General features: G+C 64.9%; 22 protein-coding genes. 14 read left to right on the top strand and 8 right to left on the bottom strand.

The window, feature by feature from the left end:
- Positions 1 to 46 precede the first annotated feature (46 nt).
- From L0U82_RS18805 to L0U82_RS18780, 6 genes are all read left to right on the top strand, one after another.
- The gene (locus L0U82_RS18805; RefSeq protein ID WP_233833041.1) at positions 47 to 511 is read left to right on the top strand and encodes a chemotaxis protein CheW; all 465 of its coding nucleotides are present in this window, start codon (positions 47 to 49) and stop codon (positions 509 to 511) included.
- Complete coding sequence (locus L0U82_RS18800) at positions 508 to 1,965, top strand: CheR family methyltransferase (RefSeq protein WP_233833039.1); 1,458 nt, start codon at positions 508 to 510, stop codon at positions 1,963 to 1,965. Before L0U82_RS18805 ends, L0U82_RS18800 begins: the two co-directional genes overlap by 4 nt.
- Positions 1,958 to 2,674 (top strand): chemotaxis protein CheW, encoded by a 717-nt coding sequence (locus tag L0U82_RS18795; RefSeq protein WP_233833037.1) that lies wholly within the window; start codon positions 1,958 to 1,960, stop codon positions 2,672 to 2,674. The genes L0U82_RS18800 and L0U82_RS18795 overlap by 8 nt, the downstream gene beginning before the upstream one ends.
- The gene (locus tag L0U82_RS18790) at positions 2,671 to 5,100 is read left to right on the top strand and encodes a hybrid sensor histidine kinase/response regulator (RefSeq protein WP_233833035.1); all 2,430 of its coding nucleotides are present in this window, start codon (positions 2,671 to 2,673) and stop codon (positions 5,098 to 5,100) included. The genes L0U82_RS18795 and L0U82_RS18790 overlap by 4 nt, the downstream gene beginning before the upstream one ends.
- A gap of 5 nt (positions 5,101 to 5,105) precedes the next feature.
- Complete coding sequence (locus L0U82_RS18785; RefSeq protein ID WP_233833033.1) at positions 5,106 to 6,122, top strand: chemotaxis response regulator protein-glutamate methylesterase; 1,017 nt, start codon at positions 5,106 to 5,108, stop codon at positions 6,120 to 6,122.
- A 74-nt stretch (positions 6,123 to 6,196) separates the two neighbouring features.
- Entirely contained in the window at positions 6,197 to 7,309 is a 1,113-nt protein-coding gene (locus L0U82_RS18780) for a diguanylate cyclase (RefSeq protein ID WP_326489736.1), read from the top strand.
- Here the strand turns inward: L0U82_RS18780 and L0U82_RS18775 are convergent.
- Entirely contained in the window at positions 7,306 to 8,151 is an 846-nt protein-coding gene (locus tag L0U82_RS18775) for an SDR family NAD(P)-dependent oxidoreductase (RefSeq protein WP_233833352.1), read from the bottom strand. The two genes, L0U82_RS18780 and L0U82_RS18775, sit on opposite strands and share 4 nt — an antisense overlap.
- A 191-nt stretch (positions 8,152 to 8,342) precedes the next feature.
- Here L0U82_RS18775 and L0U82_RS18770 point away from each other — a divergent pair, with 191 nt between their 5' ends.
- Together L0U82_RS18770 and L0U82_RS18765 are read left to right on the top strand one after the other, a co-directional pair.
- Positions 8,343 to 9,278 carry a GlxA family transcriptional regulator gene (locus tag L0U82_RS18770; RefSeq protein ID WP_233833031.1) on the top strand — a complete coding sequence of 312 codons (936 nt, stop codon included), beginning with the start codon at positions 8,343 to 8,345 and terminating at the stop codon, positions 9,276 to 9,278.
- Between the two features lie 102 nt (positions 9,279 to 9,380).
- Positions 9,381 to 9,818, top strand: a complete 438-nt coding sequence (locus L0U82_RS18765; RefSeq protein WP_233833029.1) for an HIT family protein — start codon at positions 9,381 to 9,383, stop codon at positions 9,816 to 9,818.
- A gap of 136 nt (positions 9,819 to 9,954) precedes the next feature.
- On the opposite strand, the gene L0U82_RS18760 is transcribed toward L0U82_RS18765, so the two are convergent.
- Entirely contained in the window at positions 9,955 to 10,131 is a 177-nt protein-coding gene (locus L0U82_RS18760) for a hypothetical protein (RefSeq protein WP_233833027.1), read from the bottom strand.
- Complete coding sequence (locus L0U82_RS39885) at positions 10,052 to 10,231, bottom strand: hypothetical protein (protein WP_326489747.1); 180 nt, start codon at positions 10,229 to 10,231, stop codon at positions 10,052 to 10,054. The genes L0U82_RS18760 and L0U82_RS39885 overlap by 80 nt, the downstream gene beginning before the upstream one ends.
- 658 nt (positions 10,232 to 10,889) lie before the next feature.
- Here L0U82_RS39885 and sap1 point away from each other — a divergent pair.
- Positions 10,890 to 11,228, top strand: coding sequence for a surface attachment protein Sap1 (gene sap1, locus L0U82_RS18750; protein WP_233833023.1), 339 nt, complete (start codon positions 10,890 to 10,892; stop codon positions 11,226 to 11,228).
- 254 nt (positions 11,229 to 11,482) lie between these two features.
- Here sap1 and araH read toward each other — a convergent pair whose 3' ends face one another.
- The 4 genes from araH to L0U82_RS18730 all read right to left on the bottom strand — a co-directional run bounded on the left by araH (position 11,483) and on the right by L0U82_RS18730 (position 16,930).
- Positions 11,483 to 12,487, bottom strand: coding sequence for an L-arabinose ABC transporter permease AraH (gene araH / locus L0U82_RS18745; protein ID WP_233833021.1), 1,005 nt, complete (start codon positions 12,485 to 12,487; stop codon positions 11,483 to 11,485).
- A 114-nt stretch (positions 12,488 to 12,601) separates the two neighbouring features.
- Positions 12,602 to 14,185 (bottom strand): L-arabinose ABC transporter ATP-binding protein AraG, encoded by a 1,584-nt coding sequence (gene araG, locus L0U82_RS18740; RefSeq protein WP_233833019.1) that lies wholly within the window; start codon positions 14,183 to 14,185, stop codon positions 12,602 to 12,604.
- A gap of 85 nt (positions 14,186 to 14,270) precedes the next feature.
- On the bottom strand, positions 14,271 to 15,275 hold the full coding sequence (locus L0U82_RS18735) for an arabinose ABC transporter substrate-binding protein (protein ID WP_233833017.1): 1,005 nt from the start codon (positions 15,273 to 15,275) through the stop codon (positions 14,271 to 14,273).
- 206 nt (positions 15,276 to 15,481) lie between these two features.
- On the bottom strand, positions 15,482 to 16,930 hold the full coding sequence (locus tag L0U82_RS18730) for an aldehyde dehydrogenase family protein (RefSeq protein WP_233833015.1): 1,449 nt from the start codon (positions 16,928 to 16,930) through the stop codon (positions 15,482 to 15,484).
- A gap of 187 nt (positions 16,931 to 17,117) precedes the next feature.
- Here L0U82_RS18730 and L0U82_RS18725 point away from each other — a divergent pair, with 187 nt between their 5' ends.
- Positions 17,118 to 18,095 carry a LysR family transcriptional regulator gene (locus L0U82_RS18725; RefSeq protein ID WP_233833013.1) on the top strand — a complete coding sequence of 326 codons (978 nt, stop codon included), beginning with the start codon at positions 17,118 to 17,120 and terminating at the stop codon, positions 18,093 to 18,095.
- A gap of 144 nt (positions 18,096 to 18,239) precedes the next feature.
- The gene (locus L0U82_RS18720; RefSeq protein WP_233833011.1) at positions 18,240 to 18,794 is read left to right on the top strand and encodes a YaeQ family protein; all 555 of its coding nucleotides are present in this window, start codon (positions 18,240 to 18,242) and stop codon (positions 18,792 to 18,794) included.
- Positions 18,795 to 18,834: 40 nt separating this feature from the next.
- Here L0U82_RS18720 and L0U82_RS18715 read toward each other — a convergent pair whose 3' ends face one another.
- The gene (locus tag L0U82_RS18715; protein ID WP_233833009.1) at positions 18,835 to 19,260 is read right to left on the bottom strand and encodes a VOC family protein; all 426 of its coding nucleotides are present in this window, start codon (positions 19,258 to 19,260) and stop codon (positions 18,835 to 18,837) included.
- A 484-nt stretch (positions 19,261 to 19,744) separates the two neighbouring features.
- Here L0U82_RS18715 and ada point away from each other — a divergent pair, with 484 nt between their 5' ends.
- The 3 genes from ada (at position 19,745) to gshA (ending at position 23,834) form a co-directional block, all read left to right on the top strand.
- Entirely contained in the window at positions 19,745 to 20,965 is a 1,221-nt protein-coding gene (gene ada, locus L0U82_RS18710; RefSeq protein ID WP_233833007.1) for a bifunctional DNA-binding transcriptional regulator/O6-methylguanine-DNA methyltransferase Ada, read from the top strand.
- Positions 20,962 to 21,879 carry a DNA-3-methyladenine glycosylase family protein gene (locus tag L0U82_RS18705; RefSeq protein WP_233833005.1) on the top strand — a complete coding sequence of 306 codons (918 nt, stop codon included), beginning with the start codon at positions 20,962 to 20,964 and terminating at the stop codon, positions 21,877 to 21,879. The genes ada and L0U82_RS18705 overlap by 4 nt, the downstream gene beginning before the upstream one ends.
- Before the next feature lie 338 nt (positions 21,880 to 22,217).
- Positions 22,218 to 23,834, top strand: a complete 1,617-nt coding sequence (gene gshA / locus L0U82_RS18700; RefSeq protein WP_233833003.1) for a glutamate--cysteine ligase — start codon at positions 22,218 to 22,220, stop codon at positions 23,832 to 23,834.
- Positions 23,835 to 24,024: the final 190 nt, after the last annotated feature.

The following is a 24,024-nucleotide window of genomic DNA, read 5'->3' as shown; positions in this document are numbered from 1 at the left end:
GATCAGCCTCGACCGCACTCGCTCACCCACGTTTGTGCCCACGCCGATGCTCTTCATCCTCTTCACGCTCGACAACGAACGCTACGTGATCGACGCGACGCAGGTGGAGCGCATGATGCCGCTCGATCCACATGCGCCGCCGAAGACGATCCCCGGCGCGCCGTCGTGGGTCGCGGGCGTGCTCGAATATGACGGCGCGCCGCTGCCGGTGATCGATGTGCCGGCACTCGCGCTCGGCCGCCCCGCCGCGCGGCTGATGTCGACGCGCGTCGTGCTGGTGCGCTATCCGCATGCGGGCCGTGTGCGTCTGCTCGCGCTGCTGCTCGAAGGCGCGACCCGCACGATCCGGCTGGAACCCGATGCGTTTCACCCGACCGGCATCGATATGCCGCATGCGCGCTATCTCGGCCCGGTCGCGAGCGAAGCGGGCGGCCTCGTGCAGTGGATCCGCGTCGAAGAACTGCTGCCCGGCGACGTGCAGCTGCTGCTCTTTCCCGAGGCGCATGCATGAACGCGCATCACGACAACGCGCCGCTCTATCGCCACTTCGCCGCGCTGCTGCATCGGACGATGGGGCTCGACGCCAGCTCGCTCGGTCATCGGACGATCGAGCGCGTGGTCGATCAGCATGCGGCCGCCTGGCGCGCGGACGGGCGCGACGACGCGACGCTGGCCGACTACTGGAGCGCGGTGCAGTGCTCACCGGCTCTACTGCAGGCGCTGGTCGAAGCGGCGACCGTGCCGGAGACCTGGTTTTTCCGCGACGCCGACGCGTTCCGTGCGCTGGCCCGGCTCGCACACGAACGACTGAACGAGCGTCACGCGCGCGCCGAGCCGCATTACCCCGCGTTGCCGCTGCGCATCCTGAGTCTGCCGTGTTCGACCGGCGAGGAGCCGTATACGATCGCGATGGCCCTGCTCGACGCGGGCCTCGACGCCGCGCAATTCCGCATCGACGCGATGGATATCAACGAGCGCTCGCTCGCGCTCGCGCAGCGCGCGCACTACGGGCGCAATTCGTTTCGCGGCAATGCGCTCGGGTTTCGCGACGCGCACTTCAGCCGCACCGAAGACGGCTGGCGTCTCGCGCCGCGTATCGTCGACACGGTGCGGTTCTCGCAAGCGAACCTGATGCAGCTCGATGCCGCCGCGCTCGGCGTCTACGACTTCGTGTTCTGCCGCAACGTGCTGATCTACTTCGATCGCGATACGCAGCAGATTGCGTTGCAGGCGCTCGAAAGCGTGCTCGCCGATCACGGCACGCTGTTCGTCGGGCCGGCCGAAACCGGGCTGCTGATACGCCATGGCATGCAGTCCGCGAAGATTCCGCTTGCGTTCGCGTTTCAGCGCGCGCCCGCCGCCAGCGCGCACACGAGTGCCGGGCGTACCGCGCCGCTCGCCACTGCTGCCGCGCTCGCGATGATGCCGCCGTTGCCGCAAACGTGGCGAAACGGTGACGCGCCGCATGCGCGCTTCGATGATCCGCTTCGTGTGCGTAGCGGCACGCCGTTCAGTGCGCCGCTCGTTGCACCTGTCGTTGCACCGCGCATTGCATCGCTCAACGCGCCGACCAATACATCGTTCAACGCCTACGGCCACGCAATAGGTAACGCAGCAGGCAACACAATAGGCAACGCCCCCGCCGCAGATGCCAGCAATCCGCTGCGCGACGCGCGCGAACTCGCCGATGCCGGCCGTCTCGAACAAGCCGCCGCCGCGATCAACACGTATCTGGAACATCACGCGCCGCACGCGGACGCGTTCTATCTGCTCGGCGTGCTCGCCGATGCAAACGGCGACACCAACGGCGCGCGCGGCCACTATCGCAAGGCACTCTATCTCGATCCGCGGCATGCGGAAGCGCTCGCGCATCTGGCGACGTTACTCGAACTCGAAGGCGATCGCGACGGCGCGCGGCTGTTGATGCAACGCGCGTCGCGCGCGCAGGGAGCATCCCGTGCGTGAGATCGGCGAAATCCGCATCGACGATTGCTGGAACCGCATCGGCGTGCGCGGCGACGCGTCGTGCGAGCGGTTGGCCGACTATGTACGCTGTCTGAACTGCCCGGTGTTCGAAGCAGCCGCGGCAAAACTGCTCGATCAGCCGATGCCGCTCGCGGAGTTGCCGCGGCACGATGCGCGCGCGGCCACGCCAACACCAACATCGACGCCGTTCGATAGCTCCGCAGCACGGCAAAGTCAGCAACAAGCCAGCGAATCGTTCCTCGTCTTTCGCATCGGCAGCGAGTGGCTCGGGCTGCCCACGCGAATCTTCAAACGCATCGTGCAAACGCGGCCCGTGCATACGCTGCCGCATCGGCAGCATCGCGCGGTGCTCGGCGTCGTCAACGTGCAGGGCGAATTGCTCGTGTGCCTGTCGCTTGCGCATCTGCTCGGCTTCGAGCCTGAGAGCAGCACCGCGCGCGACGACCGTATGCACGTCGATCTGCCGCGTCTGCTGGTAGTCGCGCGCGACGAAGAGCATGCGGTGTTTCCAGTCGATCAGGTCGACGGCGTGCAGCGCTTCGCGCCGTCGGCGTTCCATGCGCCGCCCGCGACGCTGTCGCCAGGCGCCGCCGCGCACACGCGCGCAGTCGCGCCGTGGCGCGGCATCAGCGTCGGCCTGCTCGACGCCGACGCGCTGTTCGACACGCTGAACCGGAGTCTCGGATGAGCGACGACCCGCGCCGCCCGTCGCTGATCGACCTGTTCCGCGAAGAAGCGCGCAATCAGGCCCGCGTGCTCAACGATGGCCTGCTCGTGCTCGATCGCGCGCCCACCGATGCCGCCGCGCTCGAAGCCTGCATGCGCGCCGCGCATTCGCTGAAGGGCGCGGCGCGCATCGTTGGCGTGCAGGTCGGCGTCGAACTCGCGCACGCGATGGAAGACTGCTTCGTCGCCGCGCAGGAAAACCGCGCGCTGCTCGACGGCGCGTGGATCGACACGTTGCTGCGCGGCGTCGATATCGTCGCGCGCATCGGCAACGATGAGGACGCCGCCGCGCACGATGCGGTCAGCGAGTGCGTGGCCGCGTTGCACGCGCATATGGCTGGGGTCACGCCGCATCGCAGTGGTGCTGGCGGTGCAGCGTCTGTGCCGGCGATCGAGCCTCGCGCCGTGCGCGAAGCGGCTCCGACGCGCGACCATGCCAACGTCCGGGCGGCCCCGGTTCACGATGCCACGTTCGATCAGCTCGCCAACGCACTGCGAGCCGAAGCGGCTTCATCGCCTGCGACACAAGCCGCAGCGACGACGTCCACACTTTCACCCGCAAGCGCAACCGCACCGCCCTCGCCTCCGCACTCAGCGGCACCTGCAAGCGCAACCGCATCGGCCCAGTCCCCCACCGAACCCGACCGCATGCTCCGCGTACGCGCGGACAATCTCGACCGCCTGCTGTCGCTGTCCGGTGAATCGCTGGTCGAATCGCGCTGGCTAAAACCGTTCGCGCAATCGATGTTGCGCGTCAAACGCGTGCAACGCGACAGCGCCCGCGCGCTCGATCGACTGCATGAGACGCTTGCCGATCTGCCGCTCGATCCGGCCGCCCATAGCGCGCTCGACGCGTTGCGGAGCGTCACGGCCGAAGCGCAGCAACTGCTCGCCGAGCGCCTCGGCGAACTGGAGAGCTTCGATCGCCGCTCGACGCATCTGTCGCAACAGCTGTACGACGCCGCGCTGCAATGCCGGATGCGCCCATTCGGCGATGGCACCGGCGGCCTCGCGCGAATGGTGCGCGACGTCGCGCGCTCGCTCGGCAAGAAGGTGCGCTGGCAACTGATCGGCGCATCGACCCAGGTGGACCGCGACATTCTCGATCTGCTCGAAGCGCCGCTCGGCCACATGCTGCGCAATGCGCTCGATCACGGCATCGAGGCGCCGGCCGTGCGGCTCGCGCATGGCAAACCCGAGGAAGGCACGCTGACGCTCGAAGCGCGCCACGCCGCCGGCGCGCTGCAGATCACCGTATCCGACGATGGTGCCGGCATCGATATCGATGCGTTGCGCGCGTCGATCGTGCGCAGGAAGCTCGCCAGCGAGGAAACCGCCGCGCGACTCTCCGAAGCCGAACTGCTCGAATTCCTGTTCCTGCCCGGCTTTTCGCTGCGCGATCAGGTCACCGACATGTCCGGCCGCGGCGTCGGGCTCGATGTCGTGCACGACGTCGTCAAGCGCGTGCGCGGCACCGTGCGCATCACCCACGAGCCGGGCGCCGGCACGCGCATGCAGATGCAATTGCCGCTGACGCTGTCGGTGATCCGCAGCCTGCTCGTCGACGTCGCGGGCGAGCCATACGCGATACCGCTCGCGCACGTGAACCGCACGCTGCACGTGAGCCGCGCCGATATCGAACTGCTCGAAGGTCATCAGCACATCGCGTTCGACACGCGGCGCATCGGCGTCGTCACCGCGCATCAGATTCTCGAAACCGCCGCATCCGCGAACGACAGCGACACGGTCTGCCTCGTCGTGATCGGCGATGGGCCGCGCACCTATGGCGTCGTGGTCGATCGCTTTCTCGGCGAGCGCATGCTGGTCGTGCAGCCGCTCGACGCGCGGCTCGGCAAGATCCGCAACATCACGGCCGGCGCGCTGATGGAAAACGGCGACCCGGTGCTGATCGCCGACATCGACGACTGGCTGCGCTCGGTCGAACGTCTGGTCAGCGGCGGCACGCTGAACCACGCGCAGCATGGCGGCACGCGCGCCGCTCAGCGCGCGGCGCGGCGCGTACTGGTGGTCGACGATTCGCTGACCGTGCGCGAGCTGGAGCGCAAGCTGCTCGCGACGCGCGGCTATGACGTGACGATCGCCGTCGACGGCATGGACGGCTGGAACGCGGTGCGCGGCGCAAGCTTCGATCTGGTGATCACCGACATCGACATGCCGCGCATGGACGGCATCGAACTGGTGACGCTGGTCAAGCGCGATCCGCAATTGCAGACGCTGCCGGTGATGATCGTGTCGTACAAGGATCGTGAGGAAGACCGCCGCGCCGGTCTCGACGCAGGCGCGGACTACTATCTGGCAAAGGGCAGTTTCCATGACGAAGCACTGCTCGACGCGGTGCGCGATCTGATCGGCGAGGCCTACGGGTAAAGCGGATGAAAATTGGAATCGTCAACGACATGCCGCTCGCGGTCGAAGCGCTGCGCCGCGCGCTCGACGCGCGCGCCGATTTCGAAGTGCTGTGGGTTGCGACGGACGGCCAGCAGGCGGTCGATTTCTGCGTCGCGCAGCGGCCCGACATCGTGCTGATGGATCTGGTGATGCCGAATGTCGACGGCATCGAGGCAACGCGCCGCATCATGGCGCGCGCGCCGTGCGCGATCCTGATCGTCACCGTCGACGTCGGCGGCAACGCGTGGCGCGTGTACGAAGCGATGGGCGCCGGCGCGCTCGACGCGGTGGATACGCCGTCGCTGTCGGGCGCGGACGCGCACAGGAGCGTCGCGACGCTGATCGCGAAAATCGACAGCATCGCCGCGCTCGTCAAGGAACGCCATGCGCAGAGCGCCGGTATCGCGATGACGAAAGAGCGCGCGCGGCAAGGCGACATGCCGCTCGTCGCGATCGGTGCATCGGCGGGCGGGCCGGCCGCGCTCGCGACACTGCTCGGCGGACTGCCGCGCGATTTCAATGCGGCGATCGTGATCGTGCAGCACGTCGACGCGGCATTCGCCGCCGGCATGGCGCAATGGCTGAACCAGCAGTCGACGCTGCCGGTGCGCATCGCGTGTGAAGGCGACCGGCCGCAGCCCGGCGTCGCGCTGCTCGCCGCCACCAACGACCATCTGCATCTGAAATTGCCGAACGTGTTCGGCTATACGCGCGTGCCGGAAGAAACGCCGTACCGCCCCTCCGTCGACGTGTTCTTCAACAGCGTGGTCGCGCGCTGGCCCGCGCGCGCGATCGGCGTGCTGCTGACCGGCATGGGCCGCGACGGCGCGATCGGCCTGAAGGCGATGCGCACCAAGGGCTATCACACGATCGCGCAGAACGAGGCGACCAGCGCGGTGTATGGGATGCCGAAGGCGGCCGCCGCGCTCGACGCCGCCGCTGCGATCTTGCCGTTGCCGCGTATCGCCGCCGCGCTGGTGGCCGCGGTGGATGAACGATGAAGAAACGACGAAAGTACGGTGACCGAGCCCGAGCGCTCAACTGAATTTCCCGACATCCTTTCTGGCTAAACAACATGGACAATCCAGAACCGCCCCGGAACGCCGCCACGCAGTCTCTCGCAGACGCAGCGGACCCACAGGCGCAGGCGCTTGCCGCTGAGGATGCGCCCAGTCGCGCGATCGACGCGCTCGCGCGCATCCTCGCCAGTCCGCCCGCGGCCGAGTGCCCGATCATGGTGCTGCTGGTCGACGACCAGGCGATCATCGCCGAGGCGGTGCGCCAGGCGCTGGCCGACGAGCCGGGCATCGACTTCCACTACTGCGCGTCGCCCGAAGACGCGTTGATGTGCGCCGAGCAGACCCGCGCGACGGTGATTCTGCAGGACCTCGTGATGCCGGGCACCGACGGCCTGACGCTGGTGCGGCAGTACCGCCAGAACCCGGCAACGCGCGACATCCCGATCATCGTGCTATCGACGAAGGAAGAGCCGCTGGTGAAAAGCGCGGCCTTCGCCGCCGGCGCGAACGATTACCTGGTGAAGCTGCCGGATCGTATCGAGCTGATCGCACGCATCCGCTACCACTCGAGTTCGTATCTGAACCTGCTGCAACGCGATGAGGCGTATCGCGCGTTGCGCCAATCGCAGCAGCAGTTGCTCGCGACCAATCTGGAATTGCAGCGGCTCACGCATTCGGACGGTCTGACGGGTCTGTCGAACCGGCGCTACCTCGACCAGTATCTGGCCGCCGAATGGCGCCGCGCGATGCGTGACAAAACCGGCGTCGGCTTCCTGATGATCGACGTCGATAATTTCAAGGCCTACAACGACACCTACGGGCATGTCGCCGGCGACGAGGTGCTCAGGAGCGTCGCGCACACGATCGAAGCGTGCCTCGGCCGCTCGCCGGACCTCGCCGCACGCTTCGGCGGCGAGGAATTCGCGGTGGTCCTGCCCGGCACCTCGGCAGGCGGCTTGCGCCTGCTCGCGGAAAAAATCCGCCTGGCGGTCGAAGCCCTCGGCATTGCTCATTCGGGCTCGGCGAGCAGCATCGTGACGATCAGCATCGGCGCGGCGACACTGGTGCCGTCCGCGTCCGATCCGGTGACGACGCTGATCGAAGCCGCCGACGTCGGCCTGTATCGCGCGAAGCGGGACGGCAAGAATCAGGTCGCGGTGAGCCGTTAAGCCGTCGCTCGCGCGTAGCGCGCAGCCGGCACGTTGTGTGACAGATTCGGCTGCAGATGCTGACGCGCGCTATTCAGACGTTCCCAATCGGCGGCATCCGGCAACGACGGAATCGTGACCAGCTCGCCCTGGTCGAGCCCAGCGAGCGCGGCGTCGACCATGTCCTCGGCGCTCATCACGATCTGCGACGGCAGATGCTCGACCGCGAGCCCCGCCCGGTCCCAGAACGCGGTACTGGTCGCGCCCGGCAACACCGCCTGCAGACGCACGCCCTTGCCGCCCACCTCGTGATGCAACGACTGCGTCAGATTCAGCACGTACGCCTTGGTGCCGCTATAGGTGCCGTTCAGCAATTCCGGCGACAGCGCGACGATCGACGAAATATTGATCAGCGTGCCGGCACCACGCTCGACGAAGCCCGGCAACACCGCCGCGCTCAGGCGCGTCAGCGACGTCACGTTCAGGTCGATCATCTTCTCCAGCGCGTCGATATCGGAATCGATCAACGGAGCCGTCGCGCCGACGCCGGCGTTGTTGACCAGCATCGTGATCGCGCGATCGGCGCGCAGCCGCTCTTCGATGCGGCGGACGTCGGCCTTGACGGTCAGATCGGCGCTGACGGTTTCCACGTGACGGCCGGTCTGCTGCGTCAGGCGCTCGGCGACGCTCTGCAAACGCTCGCCGTCGCGCGCGACCAGCAGCAGGTCGTAGCCGCGCCGCGCGAGGCGGTCCGCATAGACCGCGCCGATGCCCGACGATGCGCCGGTGATGACCGCCGTGCCCTCGCTCGGGTTGTTGCCGTTATTGCCTTTCTGTACGCCCTGCTGGGTCTGCGTTGCCATTTGCGTTGCCATTTGAAACTCTCCTTGCGGGCCGTGCGCAGCGCGCTCTCGCCCTTTTTCCGTTGAATGGGAACATCCGTGAACCTCACCGCCGCCCGCTTTCGCGCTCATGCGACTGTGTTGACGAGATCAGTGTAGGGGCGTACTGTCATGTCTCAAATGTCGTATTTCCCTCGTTTTAGGACATCGCGATGAAACGTATCGGCTTGGTGGTATTTCCGGGCTTCCAGATTCTCGACATGGTCGCGGTGTCGATCTTCGAGCTCGCGAATCAGGACTTGAGCGAGCCCGCTTACGACGTGAGCGTGATTTCCGAGCACGGCGGGATGGTGCGCAGTTCGTCGGGCGTCGAGGTTGCGTCGCAGCCGTTCGGCGATCCGGCCTACGACACGGTGGTCGTCACCGGCGCGATGGAAGTCGCGCCGTCGTCGCCGGGCCTGCTCGCTTTCCTGAACGACGCGCTCGGCGCGTCGCGCCGCACCGCGAGCATCTGCACCGGCGCGTTCGTGCTTGCCGAGGCGGGCATCCTCGATGGCCGTCACGCGACGACTCACTGGGCGCACGCGGGCGATCTGCAGCGGCGCTTTCCCCGCACGCGGGTCGACGACGACCGCATTTTTATCGTCGACGGTTCGGTATGGACGTCGGCCGGCATGACCGCGTGCATCGATCTGTGTCTCGCACTGGTTGAAAACGATCTCGGCGTGGACGCGTCGCGCGCGATCGCAAAGAAGCTGGTGGTCTATCACCGGCGTACCGGCGGTCAGTCGCAGTTTTCGGCGATGCTCGATCTGGAGCCGAAATCCGACCGCATCCAGACCGCGCTGTCGTATGCGAAAAGCCATCTGCGCGAGCCGCTGACGGTCGAGCAGCTCGCCGAGGTCGCGCATCTGAGCCCGCGCCAGTTCAGCCGCGCGTTTCGCGACGAGACGCGCCAGTCGCCGGCCCGCGCGATCGAGGCGCTGCGCGTCGAAGCAGCCCGATCGATGCTTGAGACCGGCCGTCATTCGGTCGAAACGGTCGCGGCCGATACTGGCTTCGTCGACACCGAGCGGATGCGGCGCGCGTTTCTGCGCGCGTTCGGCCAGCCGCCGCAAGCGATCCGGCGCGCCGCGCGCGAGTTGTAAGAGCGCGGGCGGAGAATACGCAAAACCATGCGGAAGAAATCGACTCCCGCCGCCGCTATCGACCGGTGAACCGACTCCAGCCTAACGACGAAAGGAAACGCGATGAGCTACAACGACAGCAACCCGTTCGCGAAGATTCTGCGCGGCGAATTACCGTGCATCAAAGTGGCCGAAAGCGACCGTGCTCTGGCCTTCATGGACTTGATGCCGCAAGCCGACGGTCATCTGCTCGTCGTGCCGAAAGAGCCGGTCGCGGAGATTTTCGATCTATCGGATGAATCGCTGGTCGCGTCGATGCGCATGGCGCAAAAGCTCGCGATCGCCGTGCGCGCGGCGTTGCGCCCCGACGGCGTGTTCATCGGACAATTCAACGGCGCGGCCGCCGGACAAACGGTGCCGCACGTGCATTTCCATGTGCTGCCGCGCTGGGAAGGTCAACCGCTAAAGATGCATGCGCGTGAGCCGGCCGATGCGGACACGCTCGAAGCGCTGGCTGAGCGGATTCGCGCGCACTGGCGGCCTGAATGGGTCGCGGAATGATGCGTGAGTGATGTCGTCCGCGGTATGTGGTTATCGGCCGTAACATCTGTAAAGGCCGTTGAAACCACTGTTGGACGGCGCGTCGCTAGACTGCTAATTGCCTTGCTCTGCAAGGCATTGAGTGTGGATCTCTTTTTCAGCCTGCCCATCGTGGCAGGCTTTTTTCTTGGGCGATCCGGCAGCAGTGTGCCGCCGGGTTGCGCGGCATTTTCTCGAACGCGGCAAGGCTCGCGTCAAAGACGATCGCGTGATCGGCGCAGCGGATGCCGCCAGTTATGGCGCCGGGGTCGCGCGTGCAACGGCCGTCCTTCATGCAGATGACGGTGTTCCTGCCACAATTCGTCAGAGAAAAGAAACGCGACGATCAAGAGCGGAACGACGAGAAAAATCCCGAGTATTACGTGCTCGTTCACGATGGCCTCCAGTTGCCGGAGATTGATTTCATTGTAGAGCACCACCTGTTCCCGAAACGTGCCGCGCTAGTCGTCCGCACGCGCCATAACCCAGCACGCGACGTGGCATCGCCCTGCACTCACCTGCCCGCGCCACTTTGCCGGTTTCGCCTTTTTCCTGCGCTTTTTTGCAATGACGCGTTGCATGTGCTTCAGTGGTGAAGTTGCACTACCGAAGTTGCACCACGCTTTCTAGCCGCGCCGTGACGCTACGATGACCGCCTGGCACTGTTTATTTTCTGCATCTACACCGTTATTTCGCATTCCAGCTTTTGTCGCGCGAGTGACTTTGTGTGCGACGCACAAAGCGCGCCGCTCAAATGTATTAAACCGCTTAATTGCTGATTCTGGTTTACGCGAGTATTTACCGCTGAGCTTTACCAGTTAAAGCCGAGCGCGCCGTCGATCTTTTAGTTATCTGTTTCATTCCGCCGCATTCAGGCACCTGCCTAAGGTTTAATCAACTGCGACAGCCAGTGCGACAATTCGCCACTGTTGCGACCGCACACAAAATGTGCTTGTTGTTCCTTCGTGTTCTTCTAAAGTGCAAGATGCGGGTCCACCGTTAAAGTTAAATACATAGCTAACCTGAGTTATTTGATCCGCACCGGAGGAACAAATGAAAACTCGAATTGCAGTTGTTTTCGCCATTGCAGGTTTGGCTGCCGCAAGCGTTCAGGCACAGGATGTCGTGATCAAGCCGCAGCAAACCATCCAGTTCAAGGCCAACGCGTATGGCTGCGTGTCGAAGGATAAGCTCGACGCCGCCGACCATCACGCGCAAGCCGGTGAACAACAACAGATGCAGGAATTCTTCTCCGGATATCAGTGCGTATCGACACCGTCGGACTCGAGTTTCCGGGTCGTGCGCGTGGTCGGCCATGACGTCGAATTCGTGAATGCCGCTAATAGCGACACCGAAGGACTCTGGGCTAACGACCGCTTTATCAAGCAATAAGCACGACACCGGCATTCCGGCAAAACGCCGGGATGCGGTTGCATGCGTATCACTTTCGGCTTTAAAAGCCGGAAGCGTGAACGCGTGAGTTAAAAGCGGCTTTGGCATCGCATGCCATGCCGCTTTTTTTATTTTCTTTGGTCCACGGCCATGCGTGCGCCGGAGAAATAAAAAAGCCGATGCGGATTTATCGATCCGCATCGGCAGTACGCCTTCTCGCAAAGCGCAGGGAACAACCTTCGAATCAAAACGTGTCAGTGCACGCGCTTGCTGCGACGGTACTGGTCGAACAGCACCGCGAGCAGCAGAATGCCGCCGCGAATCAGGTACTGATAGAAGGTCGGCACGTTCAGCAGGCTCATCGCATCCTGCACCGAGCCCATGATCAGCACGCCGACCAGCACGCCGGAAATCGTCGCGACACCACCTGTCAGCGAAACACCGCCCAACACGCACGCGGAAATCACACCGAGTTCGAGCCCAACCGAAGTCTTCGGATCGCCGAGGCTCATGCGCGACGCGAGCATCACGCCCGCGAATCCGGTCACGAGCCCTTGCAGCACGAACACGGTGATCTTGATACGCGTGACCGGCAAGCCCGCGAGCACGGCCGCCTCGCTATTGCCGCCGACGGCCAGCACGTTCTTGCCGAATACGGTCTTCTTCAGCAGGAAGCCGAACAATACGAAGCCGACGATATTGCTCCAGATCGGATATGAAATACCGAGAAACGAACCGCCGCCGAGATCGAAGAAGCGCTCTTCGGAGATCATCACCGCGTCGCCGTTCGACGTGATGTACGCGAGCCCGCGCACGACTTCCATCATCGCGAGCGTGACGATCAGCGAATTGATCTTGTAGCGCGCGACCAGCGTGCCGTTGACGAGCCCGACCGCGCCGCCGGCCAGCACGCCGGCCACGATACCGATCATCACGCTATGCGTCGCGGTAATCAGCACGGAGGCGACCACGCCCGAAAACGCGACGATCGACGCAACCGACAGATCGACCTCGCCGAGCGCGAGCACGAACATCATCGTCACGGAGATCGAACCGATCAGCGTGACCGACAGCAGCAAACCCTGGATATTGCGGGTGCTCAGAAAGTCGGGGACTGTGAACGACAGCACCGCGAACAGGATGATGAACACCATCACGATGCCGGATTTGTTGATCAGCTCCCAACTGCGCGCGGCGCGCGCGGTGAGGCCGGCGGAGGCGACCGCTGGGGTCGAGGAATCGGTTGAAGGTGTGTTCATGGTGTCTGTTCCATTCAATGCCGTTTTCAGCAGCGCGGTATTCGGTAAGAGACTTCAGCAGCGAAATTCAATCTGCTTTCGCGGACCGGACGAGCCGGCGCGAAGCAGGGCGGTTCAGCGCGGCAACGCGAGCTTGATCAGCGCATCGGGCGTGGCTTGCGCCTTCGGCAGATCGCCGACGATGCGTCCTTCCTTCATCACGATCACCCGATCCGTCACGCCGATCACCTCGGCGAGATCGCTCGACACGACGACGACCGTGCGGCCCGCTTCGGCAAGCCCATACAGCAGCCCGTAAATCTCGCTGCGCGCGCCGACGTCGATGCCGCGCGTCGGTTCGTCCATCAGGAAGACGTCGATGTCTTCGGCGAGCCAGCGCGACAGAATCACCTTCTGCTGATTGCCGCCCGATAGCGTGCCGATCGGCGTATCGCCGTTGCGCGTCTTGATCGCGAGCTTGCCGATGAATTCGCGCGTGGTCTGCGCTTCCTTGCGGCCGTTGAGCACATGGAAGCGGCTGAAGTGACGGCGGCAACTGATGTTCAGGTTGTCCGACACCGACGCGATCGACACGATGCCTTCCTGTTTGCGATCCTCGGGACACAGCGCGACGCCCGCGCGCACCGCGTCGCGCGGCGTCGCGAATCGCACGCGCTGGCCCTTCAGCGCGATCTCGCCGGCGGCCGGTTTGACCGCGCCGTAGATCAGCTTCATCAGCTCCGAGCGGCCGGCGCCGACGAGCCCGAAAAAGCCGACGATCTCGCCCTTGCGCGCCGCGAAGCTGGCCGGTTCACGCAGACCCGGCCCGAGCAGATCCTTCACTTCGAGTTGCACGTCGCCGAGTTCGCGCGTGCGATAGCCGTACACATCGGCAATCGAACGGCCGACCATGCAGCTGATCAGCCGATCGCGATCGAGCCCGACGCCCGCCTCGAACGTATCGATGCGGCGGCCATCGCGAAACACCGTGACGCGATCGCACAGCTCGTACACCTCTTCCATCCGGTGCGTGACGTAAATGATTGCGCGGCCTTCGGCCTTCAGCGCGCGGATGATCCGGAACAGTTGCGTGGTTTCGCGCGACGACAACGAACTGGTCGGCTCGTCGAACGCGATCACGCGCGCATCGCGCATCAGCGCTTTGCCGATTTCGATCATCTGCCGCTGACCGATCGACAAATGCTTGACCTGTTGCGACGGATCGATCTTTTCGCCGAGCCGTTCGAGCTCGCGCATCGCGCGCGCGACCAGTGCCTTTTCGTCGAGCACGCCGAAGCGGTTCGGCAGCGCGCCGAGCATCAGGTTTTCGGCGACGGTCAACTCCGGCACCAGATGCAGTTCCTGATAGATGATCGCGATGCCCGCGGCAATTGCCGCCTTCGTGCTCGTGAATTGCTGCTCAACGCCGTCGAGCGACAGCGTGCCCGCCACCGGATGATTGACGCCGGACAGCACCTTGAGCAGCGTCGATTTGCCGGCGCCGTTTTCGCCCATCAGACCGTGCACTTCGCCGCGCCGCACTTCGAGCGACACCTGATCGAGCGCGAGCACGCCCGGAAAGCGCACGGTGATGCCGTCGAGCTGCAGGTACGGGGCGTCACCGGAAACGGCCGACATAAGCGAAGCAGGCGAGGGCGCCGCCACCGCGCCGCCGGGCGACTCGGCGGAGGCCGGAGCGGCCGAAGATAAGGACGTCATCGAAAAACCTCAAACGGATGGAACCTGCGCGGGCCACGCGCGTGAAACGCGCCGCGGCCCGCTATGTGCTGCGCGAAATCCCGGCTTAAATACCGAGTTCCTTGCGCACGTCCTGCCAGTTGCTACGCACCATCAGCTTGCCGGTGGTCTGCGTATCGGCGGGCGGCTGCTTGCCGTCCTTGATCCACTCGACCAGGTTTTCCGTGCTGTCCTTGCCGTGGTTCGTCGAGCTCACGGCGATCGTGCCGTAGAAGCCCGTCGGTTCCTTCTTCTGGAACTCGGCGAACGCTTCGCCCGCACCGTTGATGCCGACGCCGATCACGTCCGCGGACGGAATATGCAGCTGTTCGGTCGCGCGCACGCCGCCCAGCACGCTTTCTTCGTTCAGCGCGAAGATCACCCACTTCTTGATGTTCGGATGCTGCGCGAGCACTGGCGATACCGCGTTGAAACCGCCTTCGTCATCGGTCGTTTTCTGCGGCGCGTCGAAGATGTTTTCTTTCTTGAAGCCGCCGGCAAGCAGCGATTCGGTCGCGCCGTCGGTGCGCAGCTTCGCGGTCGGCAGTTCGTAGTCGGTGATGCGCAGCGCGCCGACTTCCTCCGGCTTCCAGCCGCGGCGCTTCATTTCGTCGGCGATCGCCGTGCCCACCTGGTTGCCGATCTTGAACGCCGACATGCCCAGGTGCGGCACGTTCGCGAGCGGCTTGCCGGTCGAGTCGACCAACTGATCGTCGACGGTCACGAACTTCATGTTGTAGCGCTTCGCGCGCGCCTGAATCGCCGGTCCGAGACGCACGTCGGGTGCGCAGATCACGAAGCCCTTCGCGCCTTGCGCGCCGAGGTTGTCGATCGCGGCCAGCACTTTTTCGCCGTCGGGCGTGCCGATGTTGACCACCGAGAAGCCATCCTTCTTGCCGAGCGCGGTCGCGGCCTTCTGTTCGTTGATGAACCACGCCTGTTCCGGCATCTTCACGAGGAAGCCGACTTTCAGCGGTTCATCCGCGTGCGCGGACAGTTGCGCGGCGAACGGCGCGGCCAGCGCCGCGGCGGCGATGGCGGTCAGGGTCAAACGGCGAAGCTTGCTGGTCATCTTGTGTCTCCTGGGTTTTAAAAAAAGCTGCGTTGATTTCGTGTAATTGCAGCGGGGAAACGCGCGGGCGGCGTGAGCCGTCGCGGAAACCCGCGCGAAGTCGTGTAAAGCGCGCGCCACGCCGCGCGCGAAAACTGCGATCAGGCCTGGCGTAAAACTCACAGGCACAGTTGGGCCGAAGCGGATAGCCGCGAAGCTCATCGCGTTCAGCCCGCCACGTAGGCCGTTTTCACGGCGGTCCAGAAAGCCGCGTCGGTTGCGCCGTAGGCCGAGGCCTTGCGCCCGCCGCCGGGGCCGTGATGCTCGACGGCCGTGGTCGGCAGATTGATCGTCACGAGACCGCTTTGCACATGACGGCGGAAATGCCGCGCGCGCTCCAGCGAGCGTGTGCAGATGCCGGCGCACAGTCCGTAGGCGGTGTCGTTCGCGAGATGCAGCGCGTGCTCGTAGTCGTCCGCGCGCAATACCACCGCGAGCGGGCCGAAGATTTCATCCCGCGCGATCCGCTGTTCCGGTTCGCCGAGAAACAGCGCCGGCTCGAAGAAGTAGCCGCGCGTCGCGCGTTCCAGAGGTTGACCACCGTGCAGCAATTGCGCGCCTTCCTGCGTGCCGATGCGTACGTAGTCGAGATTGCGTTCGAGTTGCGCGGCGTTCGCAACAGGGCCGATATCGGTGCCGTGCTTCAGCGCGTGATCGACGGTCAGTTTCGCGAGCTTCGCTTGCAACGCATCGACGAACGGGCCGAACACCGCGCGTTCGACGATCAGCCGCGCGGCCGCCGTGCAGCGCTGGCCCGTCGCGCTGTAGGCGCCGCTCAGCGCGGCGTCGACCGCGGTATCGAGATCCGCGTCGGCCAACACGACGAACGGATTCTTGCCGCCCATCTCCAGTTGCACGCGTGCCTGACGCGCGGCGGCGACTTGCAGCACGCGCGTGCCGATTTCGGTCGAGCCGGTGAAGCTGACCGCCGCGACCAGCGGGTGCTCGACGATGCGCGCGCCGATCTTGCGGCCACTGCCCATCACGAGGTTGAGCACGCCGGCCGGCAAGCCTGCGCGGCTGACGATCGACGCGAGCGCCGCCGCGCACGCCGGCGTCGATTCGGCCGGCTTGTAGACCACGCAGTTGCCGTGCGCAAGCGCTGCGCCGATCTTCGCCGCGGCGATCGCGAGCGGCGCGCTCCACGGCGCGATGATGCCGACCACGCCGAGCGGCTCGCGCGTCACGTCGATTTCGACACCCGCCCGCGCGGATGCAAGCGGCTCGGCGAACGCGCGCAGCGCCTCGGCCGCGAACAGCTTGAACAACTGGCCGGCGCGCGTCGCTTCGGCGAGCGCTTCGGGCAGCACCTTGCCGACTTCGCGCGCGAGCAGCCGGGCCAGTTCGTCGCGGCGCGCGAGCATTTCGGTGCCGATTGCGTCGAGCGCATCGGCGCGGCGCTGCGCCGAGGTCAGCGACCAGTCGCGAAACGCCGCGTGCGCGGCTTCGATCGCGCTGTCGGTCTGCCGCACGTCGGCCCGCACGTATTCGCCGACGGGCTCGTCGAGGTCCGACGGATTCACCGACACGCCCGTGGTCGCGCCGGTCTCCCATCCGCCATTGATGTAATGGCGAAACGGGCTGGCAACGAGCGGGACGAGTGGATCGCGGTTCATCGACGGAAAGGCATTACATGGACAAAGCGGATGGCATTGACAAAGTCCACGAATGGTATGAGCCGCCCCAATAACTTTCCAATCCCTTTTTAGGCCTCTCCGATATCAGTTTCGGTATGGCATCATGGGCGCCTGATGGGAACACCGAGCGAGCCCAAGCCGCTCGCCGGGACATGGAGACCACGCGATGACGCGTAGCTATTCGAACTGGTTCGTGCGCGCGCGCCTGAAAACGCGCCAGTTGCTGCTGCTCGCGGCGATGGAAGAAGAGGGCAACGTGCGCCGTGCCGCCGACGTGCTCGGCATGACGCAGCCGGCCGCGTCGCGGCTTCTGAAGGAGCTGGAGGACATGCTCGAAGTGAGCCTCTTCGACCGCACGCCGCACGGCATGCACGCCACGTTGTACGGCGAGGTGATGATCCGTCACGCGCGTATGGTGCTGTCGAATCTGAGCCAGGCGCACGACGAAATCTCGGCGCTGCGCTCGGGGCTCGCCGGGCAGGTGCGCATCGGCGTGATCGCCGCGGCGGCCGCGACGATGGTGCCGCGCGCGATCGCGAGCGTGAAGGAGCGCTATCCGCAGTTGCAGGTGTGGGCCGAGGTCGAAACCTCGGATGTGATGCTGCCGCGCCTCGCCGAGGGCGATCTCGACATCATGATCGGCCGGGTGCTGGAGCGGCAGAACCAGTTCAAGACCGACGTGCACTACGAGCCGCTTGCCGACGAGCCGCTGTGCGTGGTCGCGCGCCCCGGCCATCCGCTCGAAAATGAAACAGGTTTGACGCTGCGCGGGATTGTCAACGCAAGCTGGGTGCTGCATCCGCCGGGCAGCGTATTGCGGCATCGTTTCGATCTGATGTTTTCGCAGATCGGGCTCAATCCGCCGCAGAACGTCGTCAATACCAACAATTTCCTCGCGATTTCGAGCCTGCTGCTGCAAAGCGACATGTTGGCGGTTTTGCCTGACGAAGTGGCGCGTCAGTACCAACAGTACGGCGTATTGAAGCGTGTACCGATCGATTTACCGTGCAGGATGGATACATTCGGTATCATCACGCGCCAGTCGCATCTGCTGTCTCCGGCCGCCGCCGTCGTGCTCGACGCGTTGCGGGAGGCGGCTCGCGACGTGTACGGCACGGCCTTCGAGTCTGCCGTGGCGCGCTAAATGCTTGCTCTCACGTCATAAGGCACCGGCTGACGGCGCGGGAGGAGACAGGCGATGTACAGCAAACATGGAAAACGGCAACGCGCCGTCGATGATTCTTTTTCGATTCGCTCCGGTGGAGCGAGCGTCTGGTTCAGCAACGGAATGGCTCTTAAATCGACGATTTACAAGGCGGAACTGCAGATCGCGGACATGGACCGGCACTATTACGCCGACCATTCGCTGACGATCGCCCGTCACCCCTCTGAAACCGACGAACGGATGATGGTCCGCGTCGCCGCGTTCGCACTGTTCGCGCAGGAACGGCTCGAGTTCTGCAAAGGTTTGTCGGATGTGGACGAACCGGACCTGTGGCAGAAGGATCTGACCGGCGCGATCGAAACGTGGATCGAAGTCGGTCAGCCCGACGAGCGGCGCATCGCGAAGGCGAGCGGGCGCTCGAATCAGGTGGTCGTGATCGCGTACGGCGGGCGGACCTCGGAGATCTGGTGGCAGGGTGTGCGCAACAAGGTCGAGCGCATGCGCAATGTGACGGTATGGACGCTCGGCGAAGACGTCGCGGCATCGCTCGGCTCGCTCGCCGAACGGACGATGCGGCTGCAATGCACGGTGCAGGACGGCGAAGCGTGGCTCGGCAGCGCCGAAGCGGATGCGGTGAAAATCGACTGGACCGTGTTGAAGGCTCCTGCCGTCGCGTAATTCTCAGGTCTGAAACACTTTCGGCGCGTTGCGACTCTCTTTATAGCGACGTGACCCGCGCCGCCTCCGGGGGCCCCTTCAGTTCGACCATATTGCCCTCGGGGTCGAACAGATACAGCGACGGCCCGAAACCGTCGGCGCCATATCGCACTCCCTGTTCGCCGATGCGCGCGCCGTGCGCGCTCAGATGCGCCTTGAGCGCGTCCGCATCGAACGAGTCGACGCGCAGACACAGGTGATCCATATTGCGACCCGTGCCCGGCGCGCCGTTTTCCGGACGATCGATCTTCGCGCCAACCTGCAGCAGATCGATCAGCGAGCGGCCGGCGCGCAACTGCGTGAGCCCCAGCTCGCGTTGTTCCTTTTCGAGACTGCAGCCGAGCACGTCGCAGTAAAAGCGCGCGAGCGTGTCGACGCTCGTCGCCCGAATCACGACGTGGTCAATTTCGCGGATGTGGATTTTCATGTCGAACGCCTCTGGCCGAATCGAAAACCAATGATTAGCCAAGTGTAGAAGAAAGGGCGAGGGCGCGCGGAGGAGGGAAAGGAAGGACTGATTCCGGGGCCGCCAGGCGGAAACCGGCAAAACGCGGGCAAAAAAAAGCCCGCTCAAGTGGAGCGGGCTGAATCCATATCAGGAGGAGACATGGAGGAGACAGTTCCTAATATACACATCGGCTTGGTGCGACGCAATAACTTTTTAAGGGAAAACCCGATATCTTGCGAAATTGCCGCAGTTTGGGGCAAAACGCCCGGCCGGCGAGCCTTTCGCGGCGGTTTTGGTCGCTCGAATCGCGATTTTCCGGGTTTTGACCCCACGAAGAGTAGGGCCAAGCGAGGCGGAATGACAGAGCAAGAACCGGGGCGTAGTGTGTGGGCATCGGGCCTACATTGATGAGCATCGACATTGCTTGCCCCATGCGAGTCCATGCGGGGCCCACAGGATCATCATGAACGCCATCACCCGCCATTCCGCCGACCGTCATACCACGGTTACCACCGCCGACGCCGATGCGGCTTACTGGGGCAGCGACGACGACCGTTGGGACGCCGTCACGCGCCGCGACCGCGAGGCCGACGGCGCCTTCTTCTACGCCGTGAAGACGACCGGCGTGTTCTGCCGGCCGTCGTGCGCGTCGCGCCAGCCACACCGCGAGAACGTCGCGTTCTTTACCGACGCCGACGCCGCCCGCGCGGCCGGATTTCGCGACTGCAAGCGCTGCCAGCCTGGCGGCTTGCCGCGCGAGCTGGACATCGTCAATCGCGCATGCGCCGCGCTCGATGCCGACCCGCAGCAACGTCTGACGCTCGCTCAACTGGGCGACGCCGTGCACGTGAGCCCGTTTCATCTGCAACGCCTGTTCAAGCGGGTGGTCGGCGTGTCGCCGCGTCAGTACCAGGCCGCGCAGCGCGGCGCAGCGTTGCGCGACGCGCTGAAGGGCGGCGCCGACGTCACGCGCGCGACGCTCGACGCCGGCTTCGGCTCGCCGTCGCGGATGTACGACAGCGCGCCGGCCGAACTCGGCATGGCGCCGTCCGCGTACCGTCGCAAAGGGGCGGGGCTCATCGTGCGCTACGCCAGCGCGCCGACCTCGCTCGGCTTCGTGCTGGTTGCCGCCACCGACAAAGGCATCTGCAAGATCGGTTTCGGCGACGAGGCGACACCGCTGATCGACGAACTTCGCGGCGAGTTCGCGAACGCCGAGTTGCGCGAGGACGCCGGCCAACTCGCACCGTTCGTCGCGCAGATCGACGCGTATCTGCGCGGCACCCGCCAGGACTTCGATTTGCCGCTCGATATCGCGTCGACCGCTTTCAAGCAGCGCGTGTGGGATGCACTGCGGCGCATCCCGTACGGCGAGACACGCAGCTATTCGCAGATCGCCGAAGCCGTCGGCTCGCCACGCGCCGTGCGCGCGGTGGCGAGTGCGTGCGCGACGAATCCGGTTGCGCTGGCGATTCCCTGTCATCGCGTCGTGCAAAAAGGCGGAGCGCTCGCCGGGTATCGCTGGGGACTGCCGCGCAAAGCCGCGTTGCTCGACAATGAAGCGCAGCACGCTGGTGGCGGGTCGAGCGTTTCGCCCGGTCAAGCGGAGCGCCAGCCGGCATCCCGCGCCGATGCGGGCACCAACACCACCCATCACCCCACCCGACTGGATCACGCCGCGTGAGCACGCTTAACGACGTTGCAACACTTGAATTGCCGTTCAAACCACCGTTCGACTGGCCGCGCCTGCTGCGCTTTTTCAGCGGACGCGCGACGCCGGGCGTCGAGGCCGTCGAAGACGGCGCGTATCGCCGCGCGATCGACTGGCGCGGCGACAGCGGCACGCTGAGCGTGCGGCTGCATCCGCGCAAGCGCTGCATCGTCGCGAGCATCGAAGGGCCGGTGAGCCGTCATGCCGATGCACTCGCCGCACCGATCTCCAGGATGTTCGATCTGCATGCCGATCCGAAGAAGATCGGCGCCGGACTCGCCGTGGACCCATGGCTCGCGCCGCTCGTCGAGGCGGTGCCCGGCCTGCGCGTGCCGGGCGCGTGGTCAGGCTTCGAGCTGGTGGTGCGCGCGATCGTCGGGCAGCAGGTCAGCGTGAAGGCCGCGACGACGATCATCGGACGGCTCGTGCAGCGCGCGGGAGAGCGCATCGACGGACATCCACACGAGAACACCGCGTGGCGTTTTCCGACGCCCGCGGCACTTGCCGAAGTGGATCTGGCACAGATCGGCATGCCGGGTAAACGCGTAGCCGCGTTGCAAGGCTTCGCGCGCGCGGTCGCAACGGGCGACGTGCCGCTCGATAGCGACACCATCGACGCAACCGGTCTGCGCGCCGCGTTGCTCGCGCTTGCGGGCATCGGGCCGTGGACCGTCGAGTACGTCGCGATGCGTGCATGGCGTGACCCGGACGCGTGGCCCGCATCGGACCTCGTGTTGATGCAGTCGATCACCGCGCGTGATCCGTTGCTCGTGCGGCCCACGCAACAGCGCAGCCGCACCGATGCGTGGCGGCCGTATCGTGCGTATGCGGCGATGCATCTGTGGAACGAGATCGCGGATCGCGCGGGCGCGGCACGCGGCGGATGATTGCGGTTGTCACAATGCGCTGAACAATGAGTCGTCGCAGTTGATGCGCGCGACGACACATCCGACGAAACACCGAAGCGCACAAGGCACGGCATACGCCGAATCCGCGCAAACGATCACATCAAAAACGCAGCGCAAAGGCGCCCGGACAGACGAGTCGCCGCGCGGACAGAGCAGCGCCGACACCCCGCCGAAGCAGCCGCAAGCAGCGGTTCTGGCGAGATGTTAAAGTGCCCGCTACTGAAAATTCCGCCGAACGTTGTCGCCGAACCGTAGCATCGTATTGCCAGCGAAACATCAGGCGATACAGAGCGGCCGGCAACGCGCGACTCGCATCAATGCCAAACACCAAACCTTCCCGCACGACCGACGCGTTTTCGCACCGCCTGTCCGTGTTGACCTCGGGACCGCAGCGCGATGTGCTGACGCGCGGCCTGCGCGGCATCGAAAAGGAAAGCCTGCGCGTGACCCACGACGGGCAGCTTGCGATGACCTCGCATCCGCGCGCGCTCGGCTCGGCGCTCACGCATCCGTCGCTGACCACCGACTACTCCGAAGCGCTGCTCGAACTGATCACGCCGGCCGAGCAGGACGTCGCCGATACGCTCGCGCAACTCGACACATTGCATCGTTTCGTCTACGCAAAGCTCGGCGACGAGATCCTGTGGAACAACTCGATGCCGGGCCTGTTGCCCGCCGCCGACGACGGCATTCCGATCGCGACGTACGGCACGTCGAACATCGGCAAACTGAAGCACGTGTATCGGATCGGTCTCGCGCTGCGCTACGGCCGCACGATGCAGTGCATTGCCGGCATCCACTACAACTATTCGCTGAACGAAGAGGTGTGGCGCCTGCTGCACGCCGATCAGCAATCCACCGCGAACGCCGTCGATTTCCAGTCCGATCGCTACCTCGCGCTGATTCGCAATTTCCGCCGCACCAACTGGCTGCTGATGTATCTGTTCGGCGCATCGCCCGCGCTCGACCGGCGCTTCCTGCGCGATCGCCAGCACACGCTCGACACGCTCGATGCCGACACGCTGTATCGCCCGTACGCGACGAGCCTGCGCATGAGCGATCTCGGCTATTCGAACACCACCGCGCAAGCGGCGCTGCGCGCGGACTACGACACGCTGCCCGGTTATCTCGACGCACTCGCGAAAGCGGTAAGCCAGCCGTATCCGGCCTACGAGCAGATCGGCACGCAACGTAACGGCGAGTGGGTACAGATCAATACCAACGTGCTGCAGATCGAAAACGAGTTCTATTCGACGATCCGGCCGAAGCGCGTCACGTATCCGGGTGAACGGCCGTTGCATGCGCTCGCCGCGCGCGGCGTGCAATACGTCGAAGTGCGTTGCATGGACATCGACCCGTTCGAGCCGACCGGTATTTCGCTGGAGACGTCGCGCTTTCTCGACGCCTATCTGCTCGTCTGCGCACTCGACGACAGCGCGCTGCTGCCGCCGCCCGCGTGCGCCGAAGCGAACCAGAATTTCGGCCGCGTGACGATGGAAGGCCGTAAGCCTGGGCTTGAATTGATCCGCGATGGCAAGCCGATCGCGATGCTCGATTGGGCCAACGAACTGCTCGTCAAAATCGATGCGGCAGCCGCCGTGCTCGACAACCTGCATGGCGGTGACGAACATGCGCGTGCGGTTGCCGCGCAACGCGCGAAGCTCGCGGACGTATCGCTGACGCCGTCCGCGCGCGTGCTGCAAACGATGCGCGACAAGCAGCAAAGCTTCATCGCGTTCGCTCTCGCGCAAAGCGAAGCACACGCCGCGTATTTCCGCGCGAGTCCGCTCGATGCCGCGCAAACCCAGACGTTCACCGATCTCGCCACGCAATCGCTCGACGAACAGGCGAAGCTCGAACGCGAGGAAGTCGGTTCATTCGACGCATTCGTCGCCGCGTATCGCGCGTATACGCTGAATCGCTTCAGCGTCTGAGCGTTCGAACCGCGAGCGCATCGCAGTAGGAAAAGCGGCCCACGTGGCCGCTTTTTCTTTGCCGCGATCGTTCGTGAATAGAGCGCAGGTAAGCTCTACGCGCCGTATTGCCGATGCCCGCGAGAAATCGGCAAATTCTCCGCGCATTCTCGCGATTCTCTGACCTGGATGAAACACCGCTTCGACGCTG

This window comes from Paraburkholderia sp. ZP32-5, from assembly GCF_021390495.1.
In the GTDB taxonomy this organism is placed as follows: domain Bacteria; phylum Pseudomonadota; class Gammaproteobacteria; order Burkholderiales; family Burkholderiaceae; genus Paraburkholderia.
Note: the sequence above shows the minus strand (reverse complement) of the source record. Positions and strands in the feature narration are given on the sequence as shown.